This window comes from Nitratidesulfovibrio sp. HK-II (assembly GCF_003402415.2).
Taxonomy (GTDB): domain Bacteria; phylum Desulfobacterota; class Desulfovibrionia; order Desulfovibrionales; family Desulfovibrionaceae; genus Cupidesulfovibrio.
Window position 1 is genome coordinate 857,680 of record NZ_AP036014.1, and the last position, 13,179, is coordinate 870,858.

Below are 13,179 nucleotides of genomic sequence, written 5' to 3' on the forward strand. Positions count from 1 at the left end.
CTAGTCGTCGCCCGGCAGCGGGCGCCTCACGCCGGGCACCACGGCCACGCCTTCGGCCACGTCATGGCCGCGCCCGGTCAGGGCGGCCACGGTCAGGTCGCCATCCTTTCCTGCGCCGGTGGTGGACACGAGTCCCTGTTCCTCCAGCCACGCGAGGTCGGACAGCACCACGTCATGGCTGACGGCGTGGCCCAGGTCGCGCAGGGCGGTGCGCAGCACGAAGTGATTGGCCTCTCTGCCGGGCGCGCCGGACAGCAGGCGCAGCACGCACAGGCGGCGGTCTTCGGTAAGCAGTTTCTGAAACGACATGGACACTCCTATCGGTCACGCCCGTTCTTGGTGACGTGGTAATCGTTCAGCATGGACACCTGGCGGGACACGGATTTCAGCAGTTCCGCCTGACCTTCGGCGCGGGCGTTGGCCGCCTTCAGCTCGCCGCTGATCTCGGCTAGCTGAACCATGACGGTCTGCATGTCCTTGGACGTGGGGGCTGCTTCCACTGCCCCCTCCAGCCCTGCGACGCGCGTGTCCACTCCGGCCAATTGCGCATCAACCTTGCCGTGGCAGGCACCGCAGTCCGCCCTGGACACGTATTCCCGCCGCAAGGACCACATCAGCCAGGCCAGCAGCCCCTGCACCAGCAGCACCACCAGCGGCACGATGACGCCCGCCCACTGCACAACCAGATCAGCGTTCATCCGCGCCCCCTTCGTCAGCCTGCCCGGCCTGGGCCTGCTGATCGTAACAGCGCAACGCCGCCTCCAGGAGTTTGACGTGGGTGCGGATCACCTGGTGGCGCGCCGTCAGCGCGTCCACATTGCCCTGCCCGTCGAACGGCGCATTGCCGTCCACGCGCCCGGCCATGGTGGCCAGCTGGTCCGCCGTCATGTCCGGCGGGTGGGGGCACGGGGTCATCACGTGGCGCACCGTCAGCACGGTGGGGGCCTGCGGCGGCGCGGTGGCGCAGCCCGCCGCGCTACCAATCGTTAAGCATATCAGCAGCAGCGCGGCGCGTCGCATTGTCCACCACCTTGGCGGTTTCTTCGGGGGTTCGGGGGCGCGGGGTGGCGCTGGCCAGCATGGCCCGGCGCGCGGTCTCGCGTGTCACGTACTCGCGGTGCAGCGCCTGCGTGGCGTTCACCTGGCCGGACAGGGCGGCAATGGTGGAATTGCTCATGCGCTGGTCGGCCAGCAGCAGGTTGTTTGCGGTGATCTTCGTGGCCAGCTCCGCCCGGGTGGAGTTGTGCGCTGCCTGCTCCACGGTCAGGTCTGTGCGTGCGGCTGCCAGATCGCCGCGCAGCCACAGCGCCCAGCCCAGCAGGGCCAGCACCACAAGCAGCGCGCCCCCCGCGCAGATGGCAACCAGGTGCGCCTTCAGGGTGTCGGGAATGGGGATCATCTAGAAACCTCCGGTGTCCATGTCGCGCGGGGCCGGTACCGGCTCCTGCGCGGGTGCGGTGGCGTCAACACCGGGCGAGGGAAGCGCACCCCAAACCCCTCCGGAACCCAACTCGAAACGGCTTTGCGCGGCCTTGGCCCCGCAGGCCATGCCGATCAGCGAGACTTCCGGCCATCCGATGGGCAGGTAGCGCCCTTCCGCCAGCATGCCGATGATCCACGCGCCCAGCACGATGATGCAGACCAGCACGGACATGATCCGCATGCAGCTGGTGCCGCCCGTGTGGTCGCAGAAGGCATCGCCCACCAGGGCGGCGGCGTGGGCAAGGGGGCGCATCACGCCCACCCCTCGGCGGCCAGTTGGTGGCACCACCCGCGCAGGCTGCCGGTGCGGGACAGCCAGCCCCGCAGAAAGGCGCGGTAGTCCACCACCTGGCCGTCCGCCAATCGCTTGGGCGGTCGGCTGGCCAACTCGCGGTAAAACTGTTCGCGCGCGGTGATGACGATGTCGCAAACCGCAAGCTGCCCACCGCCCATGGCTCCACACAGGGCCTGCACGCGGGCCAGAGTCTTGCCGCCCAGGTCGCCATCCACCATCAGTTGGTCACGGCTCACGGTGTTGCACGCGGCCTGCATCTGGCGCACGGCGCGCGGCGCACCCTGGTTGACGGCGGCGTCGTAGACCGCCACGGCCACCAGCGGTGGCAGCAGATGCACGCCGGGCGCTGCCCAGAAATGTTGGTGGAACAGCTGCGCCGCCACTTCGGGCGTAACAGCGCGGATGTCGTCCTGATCGATGTCGCCGTCGCCGTCGATGTCCGCGCCAATGGAGCGCAGCCAGCGCAGCGATACCCCCCGGTTGGTGATGCCGCCGGGGTCGGACGGGTGGTCCACCAACCCGCCTTCCCAGCGAGCCACAAAGGCTTGCGCCCTGTCGAAAATGTCTTGCATGTCTCCTCCCTTGTCTGCCCTTCGGGCATGACAAGGCCCACCTTAGGTGGGCCTGTGGGAGCGCGTCTTTTAAAGGGTATGAAAACAAGAAGCCCCGCCGGAGCGGGGCTTGAGGGTGGGAATCAGTTCAGCGGTAGGTGTAAAACTGGTCCGGCTTCAGGGGTTACCCTATTCAGGCATAGAGCCTGACATCCACGTTTTGGAATTATCAAGCCTTTCCCATCGTCAGTCACCCCGAAAAAACAGGTGTGCCCGAATACCATGTAGTCTACCGGAACAGAGGACTTCTCCATGGGTACGGAGAACACGAGATTCGCATAAACCCCGTTGAGTTCAGGGAAACCCATCTCTACACCTTTGAACGTCAATGCGTCATAGTATCTATCAAGGCCCGGACACGCCTTAAGCATCTTCGGCCATGCCTGTGCAAGCCGCTCGCGGGCTTCCTGCGGCACGCTATCCGCAAGTTGCGGCAACGTTGGGGGCTTCCTGCTCCGCTCTGCCACCTGCCCTAGCAAGGCGACGATGACAAGAAAAGCGAACGCCCCCCAGACCAGTTTCCGAGCCTTTGGCGACTGCCAGCTATTTTCCATGTCAGCCTCTCCAAAAACAGCCGACCGTCGGCTGTTTTACTTTTTCGCATTTAGCATTTTCAGTGCGTTGCAAGAATAGCCTACCTGTAAAACAGCCGACGCGTCGGCTACTTCGCCTCCCGGCACCACCATATCACTCTGCCGATCAGCATAAGGCAGCATATTAGCGGGTGCGCTTGGCCCTTCGAAATTCCCACGGTGGCATGGGGGCTGGTTCGCTCCACAATCCGGCACGGGCAGATTTGGCGCGCATCTCATCCTGCTTCCACTCAGCACACCACACCGCGCGACAATATCTGTCGTAAACCCACGCCATCCCGTTGATCACCAGCGCGCGGTTAAGGCTTGTCCCGTCTACGGTTTCGACAACACCAACCACGCGCCCGTAACGGTCGATGTCCATGTCCTCAACCGTGACCATTTTCCCATAAACGACCGAACTTGTGTATTGCTTTGCTCTCGTTCCAAAGGGCTGCGACGATTCCGGGCAATCCACACCGTACAACCGCACCTTCACGGTCGCCATGTCCGCATCCAGAACGGTAACGGTGTCGCCATCGCTAATGCCGATCACCTTACCCGTCCATGCACTGGCATCACCAGCACCAAGGATAAAGAGCAGTAAGACCACAAGTAGATTGGGCATGCCGTCACAACCCTTCGCATTCAAAAACAGCCGACCGTCGGCTGTTTTGTTTTTTCGCGCCCAGTATTTTCAGCGTGTTGCAAAAACAGACCGCCTAAAAACAGCCGACGCGTCGGCTGTTTTGCGTCGGCTACTTCGCTTCCCTACACCACCAGATCACCCTGCCGATGACGCGCACCGTGTCGGCCAGATCGCCGCGTAACGGTACTTCAATGGGGCTATAGGTCGGGTTGATGCTGGACAACACCAGCGTGCCGGGAACCAGGTCCAGCCGTTTGACCAGGACGCCGTCCTCAATGCCGACAGCGTAAATGGCTCCTGGGACAATCCGTTGTTGCGACTGGTCAATCAACACCATGTCACCGTTGCGGATCTCCGGCTCCATGCTGTCGCCGACCACATCCATAAGGACCATGCTGGAGACTTGCCCCTTGTGCGTCAGCCAATCCGACCGAAAGGCGTAGGCCCCGACGCGATCTCCGTTAGTCTCCAGGCTTCCTCCGCCTGCGCTGAGGGTCGCCCGGACCTTGGGGATCATGACCACATCGCAGTCGGTGCAGACAACGGAAACAGGTGCCGGGCGCTGCACCTCTCGCGCTTCTGTCGGGCGCAGTCCCTTTTCATCCCCAAGCAACAGCCATGCGGGGGATGCACCCGTCTTGGAACAAACGAGCGCCGCAAAGTCAACATCAGGGGTACGTTCGTTCCTTTCGTAGTTTCCCAAAGCCCGCTGGCTCACGCCAATGCGTGCCGCGAACTCCGCCTGCGTCTCGTTGCCCCGAAGCTGCTTGAGCCGGTCACCAAAAGTCATAACGCCCCACAGGCACGAACGAGAAAAATACTCGAACGTGCTTGACTGATTTTCTCGTTTGTGCCAATTCTGGAGGCACGGACGGGGTAACAAGTTCACCTGACATGAGCACTGTACCCCGCCCCACCAAGACGGGTCAACGTCGCTAGCCGGAACTGTTCGGACAGAACTCCGGGCAGGACGGCACCACTTCGGACGGTGTGACCAAGGGGAATGGGACGGTGAAAACGCCTCTGCAACTCTCCCTCTTCGAGGAAGCCAACAGCCGCACCATGCAGGTGGCTGGGTTTGTTTCCGCCATCAAGGCCGCCATGTTCCGCGCGGCCCGCGATAGCGCCATGTCGAGAGAGCAGATCACGGACCGCATGAACGACGTCGCGCTTGCCGCTGGCGTGCGCATGACGCAGGGCCGTGCCCGCACCATCTCCCAAGACACCTTGGACAAGTGGCTGTCCGCAGACGACCGCGAGCATGTGCCCTCCATGCTCGCGGTGCATGTGTTCTGCGCGGCCCTTGGCAGCATCGCACCCTTGCGGGTGTGGCTGTCCTCATTCGGGTGCGACGTGATGACCCCGGCAGATCGGAAGCTGCGCGACTACGGGCAGGCCTGCATCGAGGGCAAGGTGCGGGCCAAGTCCAAACGGCGGCTGGAAGATGAACTGTTGGACCAGGAGGCTTTACGATGATCACCCAATCCGGCCTGGGCAAAGACCGCGATCCGTGGGCGCTGCGCAAGTTCCTTGCGGAGACGGGGCGCAGCATGGCCGACGTGGCGCGGGCCGTGAACACGCCGCGTCACAAGGTGACCGGCACGGTGCGCGGGGTGGAAAACCACCGGCGCACGCTGGCCCACCTGCTGGCGCTGGGGTGCCCGCCCGAGGCGCTGTTTCCCCTGCTGTACCGCGACCCGGAGACACACCGGGCCACGGCCGAACGCCTGTTCGATGAACTGCGCGAGGCGGGCGCTCCGGAATCCGCGCTGCGCATACCCGTGCGCTCCGCGCACCGGAGGGCCGCCTGATGGAAACCCGCACTGACCACACCACCCCGTGTGCGCCCGGTCATGCCGTCCACGGCATGGAGCCGATGCGCCTGTACACCTGCCCCTCGTTCACCCCCGGCCACGTGATGATCCGCGTGCGCGGTGTGGCGGGTGAGGTGACCGTGTTCGCCCCGCGCGACAGCAGGGGCAACGCCCTGCGCGCCGCCCTGCAACTGGCCGGGGGTGCGGCATGAGCACCTTCTGCGTCATCGACGCCAGCCGCACCCGCCAGACCGGCTTGGCCGTGATGGTGTCGCGGCGGTCGCACTGGACCATGGACGTGGACGATGCCGCCCGCATGGGCCTGTCCGAGGCCAACACGCTGTGCGCCCGGCTGCACACCGACACCCGTGTGGTGGGGGCCGACGCCCTGCATGCCGCCGCCGTGCGCATGGTGCCCGTGGGCACGCACGCCGTGGCCGACCTGGGCCACCTGCTGGCCGACGCCGAGGCCGTCATCATCGACGTGGATGCGAGGGTAGCAGCATGACAAGCATCGTCCTGATCGGCGGCCTCGACCGCCTGCACGGCAAGTACCGCGATGTCGCCGCCGAACGCGGCGTGGACCTGCGCTGCTACACCGGCCGCGAGGCCGACCTTGCCTCCCGCGTGGGATCGGCCACCGCCGTACTGGTGGTCACCAGCGTCATCAGCCATCGCGCCGTCAACATCGCCAAGGCGCGGGTGGATACCCCCATCATCCGCCTTCGCGGCGCGGGCGTGGGGCACGTGCGCCGGGGCATCGGCACGGCCTTGCAGCAGTTGTCCGCGCTTGTCTGCCTGCTGCTGGTGCTTACCGGCTGCGCGCCGGACGCCCCCAACCAGCCCGACACCCCCGCCACCGTCACCCGCCTGTGCGAGGGCGGAATCCAGCACGTGGCCGTGCGGATAGGCTCCGCCTCGGCCCTGGTCCCCGTCCGTCTGGCGGACGGCACCCCGCAACCCTGTCCGGCCCTGTGCGCCGCGCGCTAGGAGCGCCCCATGGAAATGAGCCTCTGTGATGAACTGACGGAGATCATGTACGACGCCGACCTTGAACTGCGGGAGGCGTTGCCCTTGGGGCTGTTCCAGAACGCCCCGGAAGCGCTGGTGGACCTCTGCCATGAGCAGGAGCCGGAAGAGCTTTGCAGCCTGTTCGCCCTGCCGGAACTGGCCGAGGGGGTGTCCACCAGTCTTCTGCCCGACATCATCATCGGCAGCCGTTCCGGCCTGCTGCTGACCTTCCACCTTGGCATCCCCGAGGACATCGCGTTCGACGCGGATGGCGAGGTCGAATCCTATGGGACAGGCTGCTGCTCTTGGGTCATTCGCGTCTACGCGGACACCATGACCGACGGCGTGGCCCTTGCGCTGCGCGAGGCGGGCAAGCTGCTGGACGGGGCCTTTGATCGCGCCCGCAAGGAACAGGGGGCCTAGCCATGGCCGCCGACATCAAGACCTTCATCGCCGACGTGGACCGCATGCGCCAGTTGCAGCGCACCTACTTCCGCACCCGCGACCTTTCCGACCTGGACGCAGCACGCACGGCGGAGCGGCTTGTGGACGCCCAACTCGAACAGCTGACCGGGCGTCGCCAGCCGACCCTGCCGGGCATGGGAGGCCGCCATGGAAACGCCTAGCCCCTACGGCCACGACGAGCACATGGAAAAATACAGGGCCGACCGCGAAGCCCGCGAACAGGCCGAGCGCGACAGGCTGGCCGCTGCCCTTGGCAAGGATTGGAACCCCGTCCGCCCTGCGGATGTCCGCGCGTGGGAGGTGGTCGAGCCGCCCCGCTTCAAAAAGGACTACGTAGGTTCGTTCGTCCGCGTTCTGGACGTGCCCCGCCACCAGTACGGCGGCAACGCGCACGACGCGGTACCGGACAACGCCGTCATGCAGATTCGCACGCGCGTCACGGGGTACAGCAGCAGTGGCAAGGTGGTCCTAAACTGCGACTGGCACTGCCCCTGCTGTGGGCGGTCCCACGAAAAGATCATCGACGAATCCGCCATCGCCGAGGGCAAGGTGCACTTCCTCTCCCCCGGCGTGGAATCCAGCGGCCTGCGCGTGGCCTTCTATCTCGCGGCACCCTACACGCACGACGATCCGGCCATCCGCCAGCAGCGCTGGCTGGACGCCACCCGCGCCGCCGTGTGGTTGCGCCAGCAGGGGCACATGGTGCTCTCGCCCATTTCCATGGGCCATCCCATGGCCGTCATGGGCGTGGATGGTGATTGGCAGGCGTGGCAGGACACGTGCCTTGCCATGCTGGAAGCCTGCGCCTCCATGGCCATCCTGCAAACGCCCGGATGGGAACAGTCTGTCGGCATCGCGAAAGAAGCCGACCACGCCCACAAGATCGGCATGCCGTTGTGGCGGCTGGCACCCACGGATGATGGCCAGTACCGGCTTGAAGCCGCTGGCAAGGCGCGGTGGTGGTAGCCATGAGCGAACCTCTCCACCTCGCCCCCATTCCTGGGTTTGACGGCTACCAGGTGACGCAGGACGGCACGGTCACCGGCCCACGCGGGCGGGCGCTCAAGCCCAACCGCAGCGGATACGTGGGCATCTACCGCGACGGCAAGCAGATATGGACGCCCGCCTCCGAGTTGGTGGCCCTGGCATGGGGTACGCCCGCGAAAAGCGCCGCGCCGCAACCGGAAGCCGACGCGGCCCTGCTGGCGGAACTGGACCTGCTGCGCGAGGCCGTCGCCACCCTGGAAGCCGACCTGTCCACGGTCACCCGGCAGCGGGACAAGGCCCTGCGCCAGCGAGACGCGCTGGCCGCCACCCGCCTGATCGAGGTGGCGCAGCCCACGTCAAGGACGCGGAGGGTGCGCCAATGACCACGCAAACCACCGCCAACGCCGCCACCCGGCGCTGCCTGCGCATCGTGGAAATCCTTGCCGGGCGCGTGCTGGACGGCTTGTCCAACAAGGAACTGGCCGACGCCCTGGGCGCGCCGCCCCCCACCATTTCGCGCGACCTCGCCGTGCTGGCCGACATCGGCTGGGTGCAGCGTCTGGAAAGCGGCCGGTGGTCCCTGTCGGCCAAGCCGTTGCAGATCGCCCAAGCCTACTCGAACCACGTGGAGCGCACCACGCTCCGCATTTCCGAACTGAATCAGCGCATCGTGGCCGGTGCGCTCGCCCTCGGCGGCAACCAATAAGGAGCACGACATGATGACGCCCGAATCCATGACCGACGCCCTCAACGACGCAGCAGCCCCCAGCGCCCGGCGCGGCCGCCCGTCCACGGCAACCACCCCGGTGGAGCCGCTGCCCGACCTTCCCGGCGCGGTCACCGCATCCATCGAAGCCACCCGCACGGTGGCCACCACGCTGGCCGAGGCTGTCACCGCGCAGCAGGTGGAGGTGTCCGACATCATGGGCCGACTGCGTGCGTTCGACTACATGCACCAGTTTACCGGCCTCGCCCGCCTGAAGTTCCTCGCCGAGCTTAAAGAATCCAAGGCATACCGGGGACAGAAGGCCGTGACGCCTAAGGGCGAACTGGTGGAAATGACCAGTTTCGAGGACGTGTGCGCCGTTTTGGGAATCAGCGTGTCCAAGGCGAAGGAAGACCTTCAGAACCTTGCCATATTCGGCGAGGAGTTTCTGGAAGCCTCCCAGCGCCTGGGCCTCGGCTATCGCCAACTGCGCCAACTGCGGGCGCTGCCCGAAGACACGCGCCAACTGGTCATCGAGGGCGAAGAGGTGCGGTCAAACGATCCCGAAGCGCTGAAAGACCTTCTGGAAGACCTCGCCGCCCGCAACGCCACCGTCCGCAAGGAAAAGGAAGACCTGGCCGCAGACCTTGCCGCCCGCGACAAGGTGTTGGCCACCAAGAACAAGGCGTTGGACGAGGCGCAGACGGAGCTTGCCAAGCTCACCAGCCTGCCCCCGGACCAACGGGTGGTGCTGGAAATGGAGCGCGAAGCGAGCGCCCGCAAGGAACTGGACGCGGCGCTGCACGGTTTCATGGGCGCGGCGGTGCAGGGCTTCGCCGTCGCAAGGGCGGTGCTGGAAAACCGCGAAGCCAACGCGGCCACGTGCGCCTACATGCACGAGGCATGGAGCAACGTGTGCCTCCGGCTGGCCGATCTGCTGCACGAAAACAGCATCGACGTGGATTTCCGGCAGGTCGTGTACCCCAAGTGGCAGGGCGACGTGGACGGTAAGCGCGGTGACGCGACGGGCGACGACAGCGCCGAATAGGGGGGATGGACATGGACGCGCCGCGCCTCGAATACCTCATGCGCCTGAAGGCCAAGCTGCACGCAACCCCCGCCGAGAGCGGTGCGCTGGTGGACGCCGCCAGCAAGGCGCTGCGGTGCAGCGTGCAGACGGTCTATCGCCAGCTGCGCGCGGTGGGCTGGGAAAGCGGGCGCAAGACCCGCGCCGACCGGGGGCGCATCAGCGTGCCAGAGGAACTGGCCCGCGATGTCGCGGGTCTGGTCAAGGTGGCTACCCGCGCGCACGGCAAGCGGACCATGACCATCACCGGGGCCTGCGACATCCTTGGCGGCAACGGCTACGGGGTGGTCAACCCGAAAACAGGAGAGATCGCCATGCCCAACCCCACCACGGTGGCCCGCGCCATGCGCCTGCATGGGTGCCATCCGGATCAACTGGAACGCGGCAACCCCGCGCAAGAGTTGCGTAGCCTGCACCCCAACCACGTGTGGGCCATAGACGCATCGCTGTGCGTGGTTTTCTACCTGCCGCGCGGCAAGGTCCGCGTGGTGGATGACAAGGCGCTTTACAAGAACAAGCCTGCCAACCTGGAGAAAGCCGAGCGCGACAGGGTGTGGCGCATCGTGATCGCCGACCATAACAGCGGAGCGCTGTTCTTCCGGTACGTGCTGGGCAGCGAAGACGCCATGTCCGTGTTGGATACCCTGATACGGGCCATGGTGTACCGAGGGCCGCACGACCCCATGCACGGCGTGCCCTTGGTTCTGCTGTCCGACAAAGGTGCGGGCAACTGCTCCGGCCTGGTTACGCGCTGGCTGCGTTCGCTGGGCATCCAACACCTAACGCACATGGCGGGCAACCCGCGCGCCAAGGGACAGGTGGAGCAGGCGCAGAACCTCATTGAAACGCAGTTCGAGGGGCGGCTGTCGTGCATGCAGATCGCCGACCTCGACGCCCTCAACGCCGCCGCCGAACGGTGGCGCATCCACTACAACGCCAACGCCATTCACGGGCGGCACGGACGCACCCGCAACGAAGCGTGGCTGGCAATCCGCCAGGAACAACTGCGGGTTGCCCCGTCAGAGGAAATGCTGCGCGACCTCGTGGCCACCGAGCCGCGCGAGGTGAAGGTGACGCCAAAGATGACCGTAAGCCACGCCATCAAGGGCCAGAAGTCGCGCGACTACGACGTGCGCTACGTGGATGGCATCGTGGTGGGGCAGACGGTCAAGGTGGCGGTCAACCCGTACCGCGCCCCGGCGGTGGACGTGATCGTCACCAAGGCGGACGGCTCGGAAATCGTCACCACGGTGGAACCCATCCAGCGCGACGCGGCGGGCTTCAGGGTGGACGCACAGGTGATTGGCGAAGGGTACGCGGCTCTGCCGGATACCCGCACCGACACGTTGCTCAAGGACATCAAGCGCGAGGCCTACGCGGCCGACACGCTGGCCGATGCCGACAAGGCCGCCAAGTCCCGCACCCCTGCCTATGCGCACCTCGACATGCTGGCCGACACGCAGGACGCGCCCACCTACATCCCGCGCCGGGGCACGGCGCTGGACGTGGACGCTGCCCGCCGCGAGGTCGCGCCCCTGTCCCACGTCGAAGCTGCCAAGCAGCTGCGCGCCATGGTGGGCGAAAAGTGGGGGCCGGATGCCATGGCCTGGTTGCGCCAGCGTTACCCCGACGGGGTACCGCAGGACGCGCTGGAAGACATCGCGGCCCGTTTCGCAACCCCGGCCCCGGCGGCAGCCCCCGCGCCGCTGCGCCTGGTTGCCGCAGGAGGGATGTAGATGCGGCTGAAGCAACTGCTGGAAGGATTGGGACAGCCCCAGCGCGCAGTGGCCGACGCGGTGGGCATCAGCCCTGCCGCGCTCTCGGCCATCGTCACGCGGGGCGTGTGGCCCCGCCGCGACACCGAAGGCGTGAAGGCCCGGCTGCTGGACTGCCTGACGGATAACGGCGCGAGCAAGGCGGCGGCCCTTGCGGCCCTGAACGAAACCAAGCCGGGCAAGCCCGGCACCGAATCAATGGAGGATGACACCATGCTGATGCGCAAGCAGACCTTGACCCCCCAGGCAAAGCGGCAGTTCTCGCTGGTTAGCAATCCGTTTTCAGATGACCTGAATGGCCCCGAAGACGTGTGGCTGTCCGGCGACTTGCGCTACGTGCGCGAAACCATGCTCAGTACCGCGCGCCATGGTGGCCTGCTGGCCGTCATCGGCGAATCCGGCAGCGGCAAGAGTACGCTCCGGAAAGACCTCGAAAACCGGGTCCAGGCGGACGGCCTGCCCATCGTGCTGATCCAGCCCTACGTGCTGGCCAGCGAGGACAACGACAAGCAGGGCAAGGCGCTGAAGTCCATCCACCTTGCGGAATCCATCCTGTACAGCGTGGCCCCGCACGCCAAGTGCATGAGCAGCCCGGAGGCCCGGTTCCGGCAGGTCCATCAGGTGCTCCGCGACAGCGCCCGTGCTGGCCAGCGCCACTGCATGATCATTGAGGAGGCTCACTCGCTGTCGCACGCAACGCTGAAGCACCTGAAGCGGTTTCTGGAACTGGAAGACGGGTTCACCAAGCTGCTGTCCGTGATCCTCATCGGCCAGACGGAACTGCGCACCAAGCTCGGCGAGGCGGACAGCACCGTGCGCGAGGTGGTGCAGCGCTGCGAGGTGGTGGACATCAACCCGCTGGGCAACGACTTGCCCGCCTATGTGGCCCATAAGTTCCAGCGCGCAGGCGTGGATATGTCGAAGGTCATCGCTGACGACGCCCTGAAGGCGCTGGCCGACAAGCTGTCCGGCCCGCGCAGCAAGGGCGGGCGCGCCGTGTCGCTGGTTTACCCGCTGGCCGTCAACAACGCGCTGGTCGCATCCATCAATATGGCCGCGCACATCGGCGAGGCCCGCGTGACCGCCGACGTCATCAACAGCATATAAGGAGAGGGACGATGAACGCGATGGACGGGTTCATGGAGAACGCCCAGGGCCACATGGTGCCCAGGGAACAGGTGAAGGAAATCGATTTCGAGCGCCACAGGCTGGTCATGGAAAAGGTCGCCAAGGTGCAGGCCATGCGCGCGGACTTGGCGAAGCTCAAGGCCGAGATCATGGATGATGTCGGCGCGTTCGTGGAAATGTCCTGCGAGCAGTACGGGGCCAAGCTGGGCGGCAACAAGGGCAACGTCACGCTGACCTCGTTCGACGGCAGGTTCAAAATCCTGCGGTCCGTTGCCGAGCACATCACCTTTGACGAGCGCCTTCAGGCGGCAAAAGCCCTGATCGATGACTGCCTGCGCGAATGGACCTCCGACAGCCGTACCGAACTTCGGGCCATCATCAATCAGGCATTCCGAATGGACAAGACGGGCAGGCTCAACACGGGTGCCATCCTGGCCTTGCGCCGTCTCGACATCACCGACGAGCGCTGGGCGCAGGCCATGCAGGCCATCGGCGATTCCATCCAGATCACCGGCACCAAGGCATACGTGCGGGTCTACCAGCGCAACGACGCGGGCGGATACGACAACATCCCGCTGGATATCGCGGCGGTCTAGG

General features: G+C 65.8%; 23 protein-coding genes. 14 read left to right on the forward strand and 9 right to left on the reverse strand.

The features are described 5' to 3' along the window. The 9 genes from RVX_RS03405 to RVX_RS03445 form a co-directional block, all read right to left on the reverse strand. Positions 1 to 309: an ArsR family transcriptional regulator gene (locus RVX_RS03405; protein WP_116308276.1), complete on the reverse strand. Its 309-nt coding sequence runs from the start codon at positions 307 to 309 to the stop codon at positions 1 to 3. Between the two features lie 8 nt (positions 310 to 317). Further along, positions 318 to 698, reverse strand: coding sequence for a DUF2730 family protein (locus tag RVX_RS03410; protein WP_116308275.1), 381 nt, complete (start codon positions 696 to 698; stop codon positions 318 to 320). Next, the gene (locus RVX_RS03415; protein WP_147307558.1) at positions 688 to 1,020 is read right to left on the reverse strand and encodes a hypothetical protein; all 333 of its coding nucleotides are present in this window, start codon (positions 1,018 to 1,020) and stop codon (positions 688 to 690) included. The genes RVX_RS03410 and RVX_RS03415 overlap by 11 nt, the downstream gene beginning before the upstream one ends. Continuing rightward, on the reverse strand, positions 977 to 1,399 hold the full coding sequence (locus RVX_RS03420; protein WP_116308273.1) for a hypothetical protein: 423 nt from the start codon (positions 1,397 to 1,399) through the stop codon (positions 977 to 979). Before RVX_RS03420 ends, RVX_RS03415 begins: the two co-directional genes overlap by 44 nt. After that, positions 1,400 to 1,738, reverse strand: a complete 339-nt coding sequence (locus RVX_RS03425) for a hypothetical protein (RefSeq protein ID WP_147307557.1) — start codon at positions 1,736 to 1,738, stop codon at positions 1,400 to 1,402. After that, the gene (locus tag RVX_RS03430) at positions 1,735 to 2,349 is read right to left on the reverse strand and encodes a glycosyl hydrolase 108 family protein (protein WP_116308271.1); all 615 of its coding nucleotides are present in this window, start codon (positions 2,347 to 2,349) and stop codon (positions 1,735 to 1,737) included. Before RVX_RS03430 ends, RVX_RS03425 begins: the two co-directional genes overlap by 4 nt. A 122-nt stretch (positions 2,350 to 2,471) precedes the next feature. Then, entirely contained in the window at positions 2,472 to 2,942 is a 471-nt protein-coding gene (locus RVX_RS03435; protein ID WP_147307556.1) for a hypothetical protein, read from the reverse strand. Between the two features lie 163 nt (positions 2,943 to 3,105). Further along, a complete protein-coding gene (locus RVX_RS03440) occupies positions 3,106 to 3,588 on the reverse strand; it encodes a thermonuclease family protein (protein WP_116308270.1) in 483 nt (160 codons plus the stop codon). Positions 3,589 to 3,718: 130 nt separating this feature from the next. Beyond that, positions 3,719 to 4,399 (reverse strand): XRE family transcriptional regulator, encoded by a 681-nt coding sequence (locus RVX_RS03445; RefSeq protein WP_116308269.1) that lies wholly within the window; start codon positions 4,397 to 4,399, stop codon positions 3,719 to 3,721. A 221-nt stretch (positions 4,400 to 4,620) separates the two neighbouring features. On the opposite strand from RVX_RS03445, the gene RVX_RS03450 reads away from it, so the two are divergent. From RVX_RS03450 to RVX_RS03515, 14 genes are read left to right on the forward strand one after another with little or no spacing between them, the layout of a single operon-like run. Then, a complete protein-coding gene (locus RVX_RS03450) occupies positions 4,621 to 5,085 on the forward strand; it encodes a hypothetical protein (protein WP_420192333.1) in 465 nt (154 codons plus the stop codon). After that, entirely contained in the window at positions 5,082 to 5,420 is a 339-nt protein-coding gene (locus RVX_RS03455) for a hypothetical protein (RefSeq protein ID WP_420192332.1), read from the forward strand. The genes RVX_RS03450 and RVX_RS03455 overlap by 4 nt, the downstream gene beginning before the upstream one ends. After that, complete coding sequence (locus RVX_RS03460; protein WP_420192331.1) at positions 5,420 to 5,635, forward strand: hypothetical protein; 216 nt, start codon at positions 5,420 to 5,422, stop codon at positions 5,633 to 5,635. Before RVX_RS03455 ends, RVX_RS03460 begins: the two co-directional genes overlap by 1 nt. Further along, on the forward strand, positions 5,632 to 5,931 hold the full coding sequence (locus tag RVX_RS03465) for a hypothetical protein (RefSeq protein WP_420192330.1): 300 nt from the start codon (positions 5,632 to 5,634) through the stop codon (positions 5,929 to 5,931). The genes RVX_RS03460 and RVX_RS03465 overlap by 4 nt, the downstream gene beginning before the upstream one ends. After that, the gene (locus tag RVX_RS03470) at positions 5,928 to 6,413 is read left to right on the forward strand and encodes a DUF2325 domain-containing protein (RefSeq protein WP_420192329.1); all 486 of its coding nucleotides are present in this window, start codon (positions 5,928 to 5,930) and stop codon (positions 6,411 to 6,413) included. Before RVX_RS03465 ends, RVX_RS03470 begins: the two co-directional genes overlap by 4 nt. A gap of 9 nt (positions 6,414 to 6,422) precedes the next feature. Then, positions 6,423 to 6,857 carry a hypothetical protein gene (locus RVX_RS03475; RefSeq protein WP_420192328.1) on the forward strand — a complete coding sequence of 145 codons (435 nt, stop codon included), beginning with the start codon at positions 6,423 to 6,425 and terminating at the stop codon, positions 6,855 to 6,857. Positions 6,858 to 6,859: 2 nt separating this feature from the next. Further along, a complete protein-coding gene (locus RVX_RS03480; protein ID WP_420192327.1) occupies positions 6,860 to 7,060 on the forward strand; it encodes a hypothetical protein in 201 nt (66 codons plus the stop codon). Beyond that, the gene (locus tag RVX_RS03485) at positions 7,047 to 7,865 is read left to right on the forward strand and encodes a DUF1937 family protein (RefSeq protein WP_420192326.1); all 819 of its coding nucleotides are present in this window, start codon (positions 7,047 to 7,049) and stop codon (positions 7,863 to 7,865) included. The genes RVX_RS03480 and RVX_RS03485 overlap by 14 nt, the downstream gene beginning before the upstream one ends. Positions 7,866 to 7,867: 2 nt before the next feature. Next, positions 7,868 to 8,269: a hypothetical protein gene (locus RVX_RS03490; RefSeq protein WP_420192325.1), complete on the forward strand. Its 402-nt coding sequence runs from the start codon at positions 7,868 to 7,870 to the stop codon at positions 8,267 to 8,269. Continuing rightward, positions 8,266 to 8,592: a helix-turn-helix domain-containing protein gene (locus tag RVX_RS03495; protein WP_420192324.1), complete on the forward strand. Its 327-nt coding sequence runs from the start codon at positions 8,266 to 8,268 to the stop codon at positions 8,590 to 8,592. The genes RVX_RS03490 and RVX_RS03495 overlap by 4 nt, the downstream gene beginning before the upstream one ends. A gap of 10 nt (positions 8,593 to 8,602) precedes the next feature. Next, complete coding sequence (locus tag RVX_RS03500; RefSeq protein WP_420192323.1) at positions 8,603 to 9,640, forward strand: hypothetical protein; 1,038 nt, start codon at positions 8,603 to 8,605, stop codon at positions 9,638 to 9,640. A gap of 11 nt (positions 9,641 to 9,651) precedes the next feature. Further along, complete coding sequence (locus RVX_RS03505; protein ID WP_420192322.1) at positions 9,652 to 11,415, forward strand: hypothetical protein; 1,764 nt, start codon at positions 9,652 to 9,654, stop codon at positions 11,413 to 11,415. Next, complete coding sequence (locus RVX_RS03510; RefSeq protein WP_420192321.1) at positions 11,416 to 12,561, forward strand: AAA family ATPase; 1,146 nt, start codon at positions 11,416 to 11,418, stop codon at positions 12,559 to 12,561. An 11-nt stretch (positions 12,562 to 12,572) separates the two neighbouring features. Beyond that, positions 12,573 to 13,178 (forward strand): DUF3164 family protein, encoded by a 606-nt coding sequence (locus tag RVX_RS03515; RefSeq protein WP_420192320.1) that lies wholly within the window; start codon positions 12,573 to 12,575, stop codon positions 13,176 to 13,178. Position 13,179: the final 1 nt, after the last annotated feature.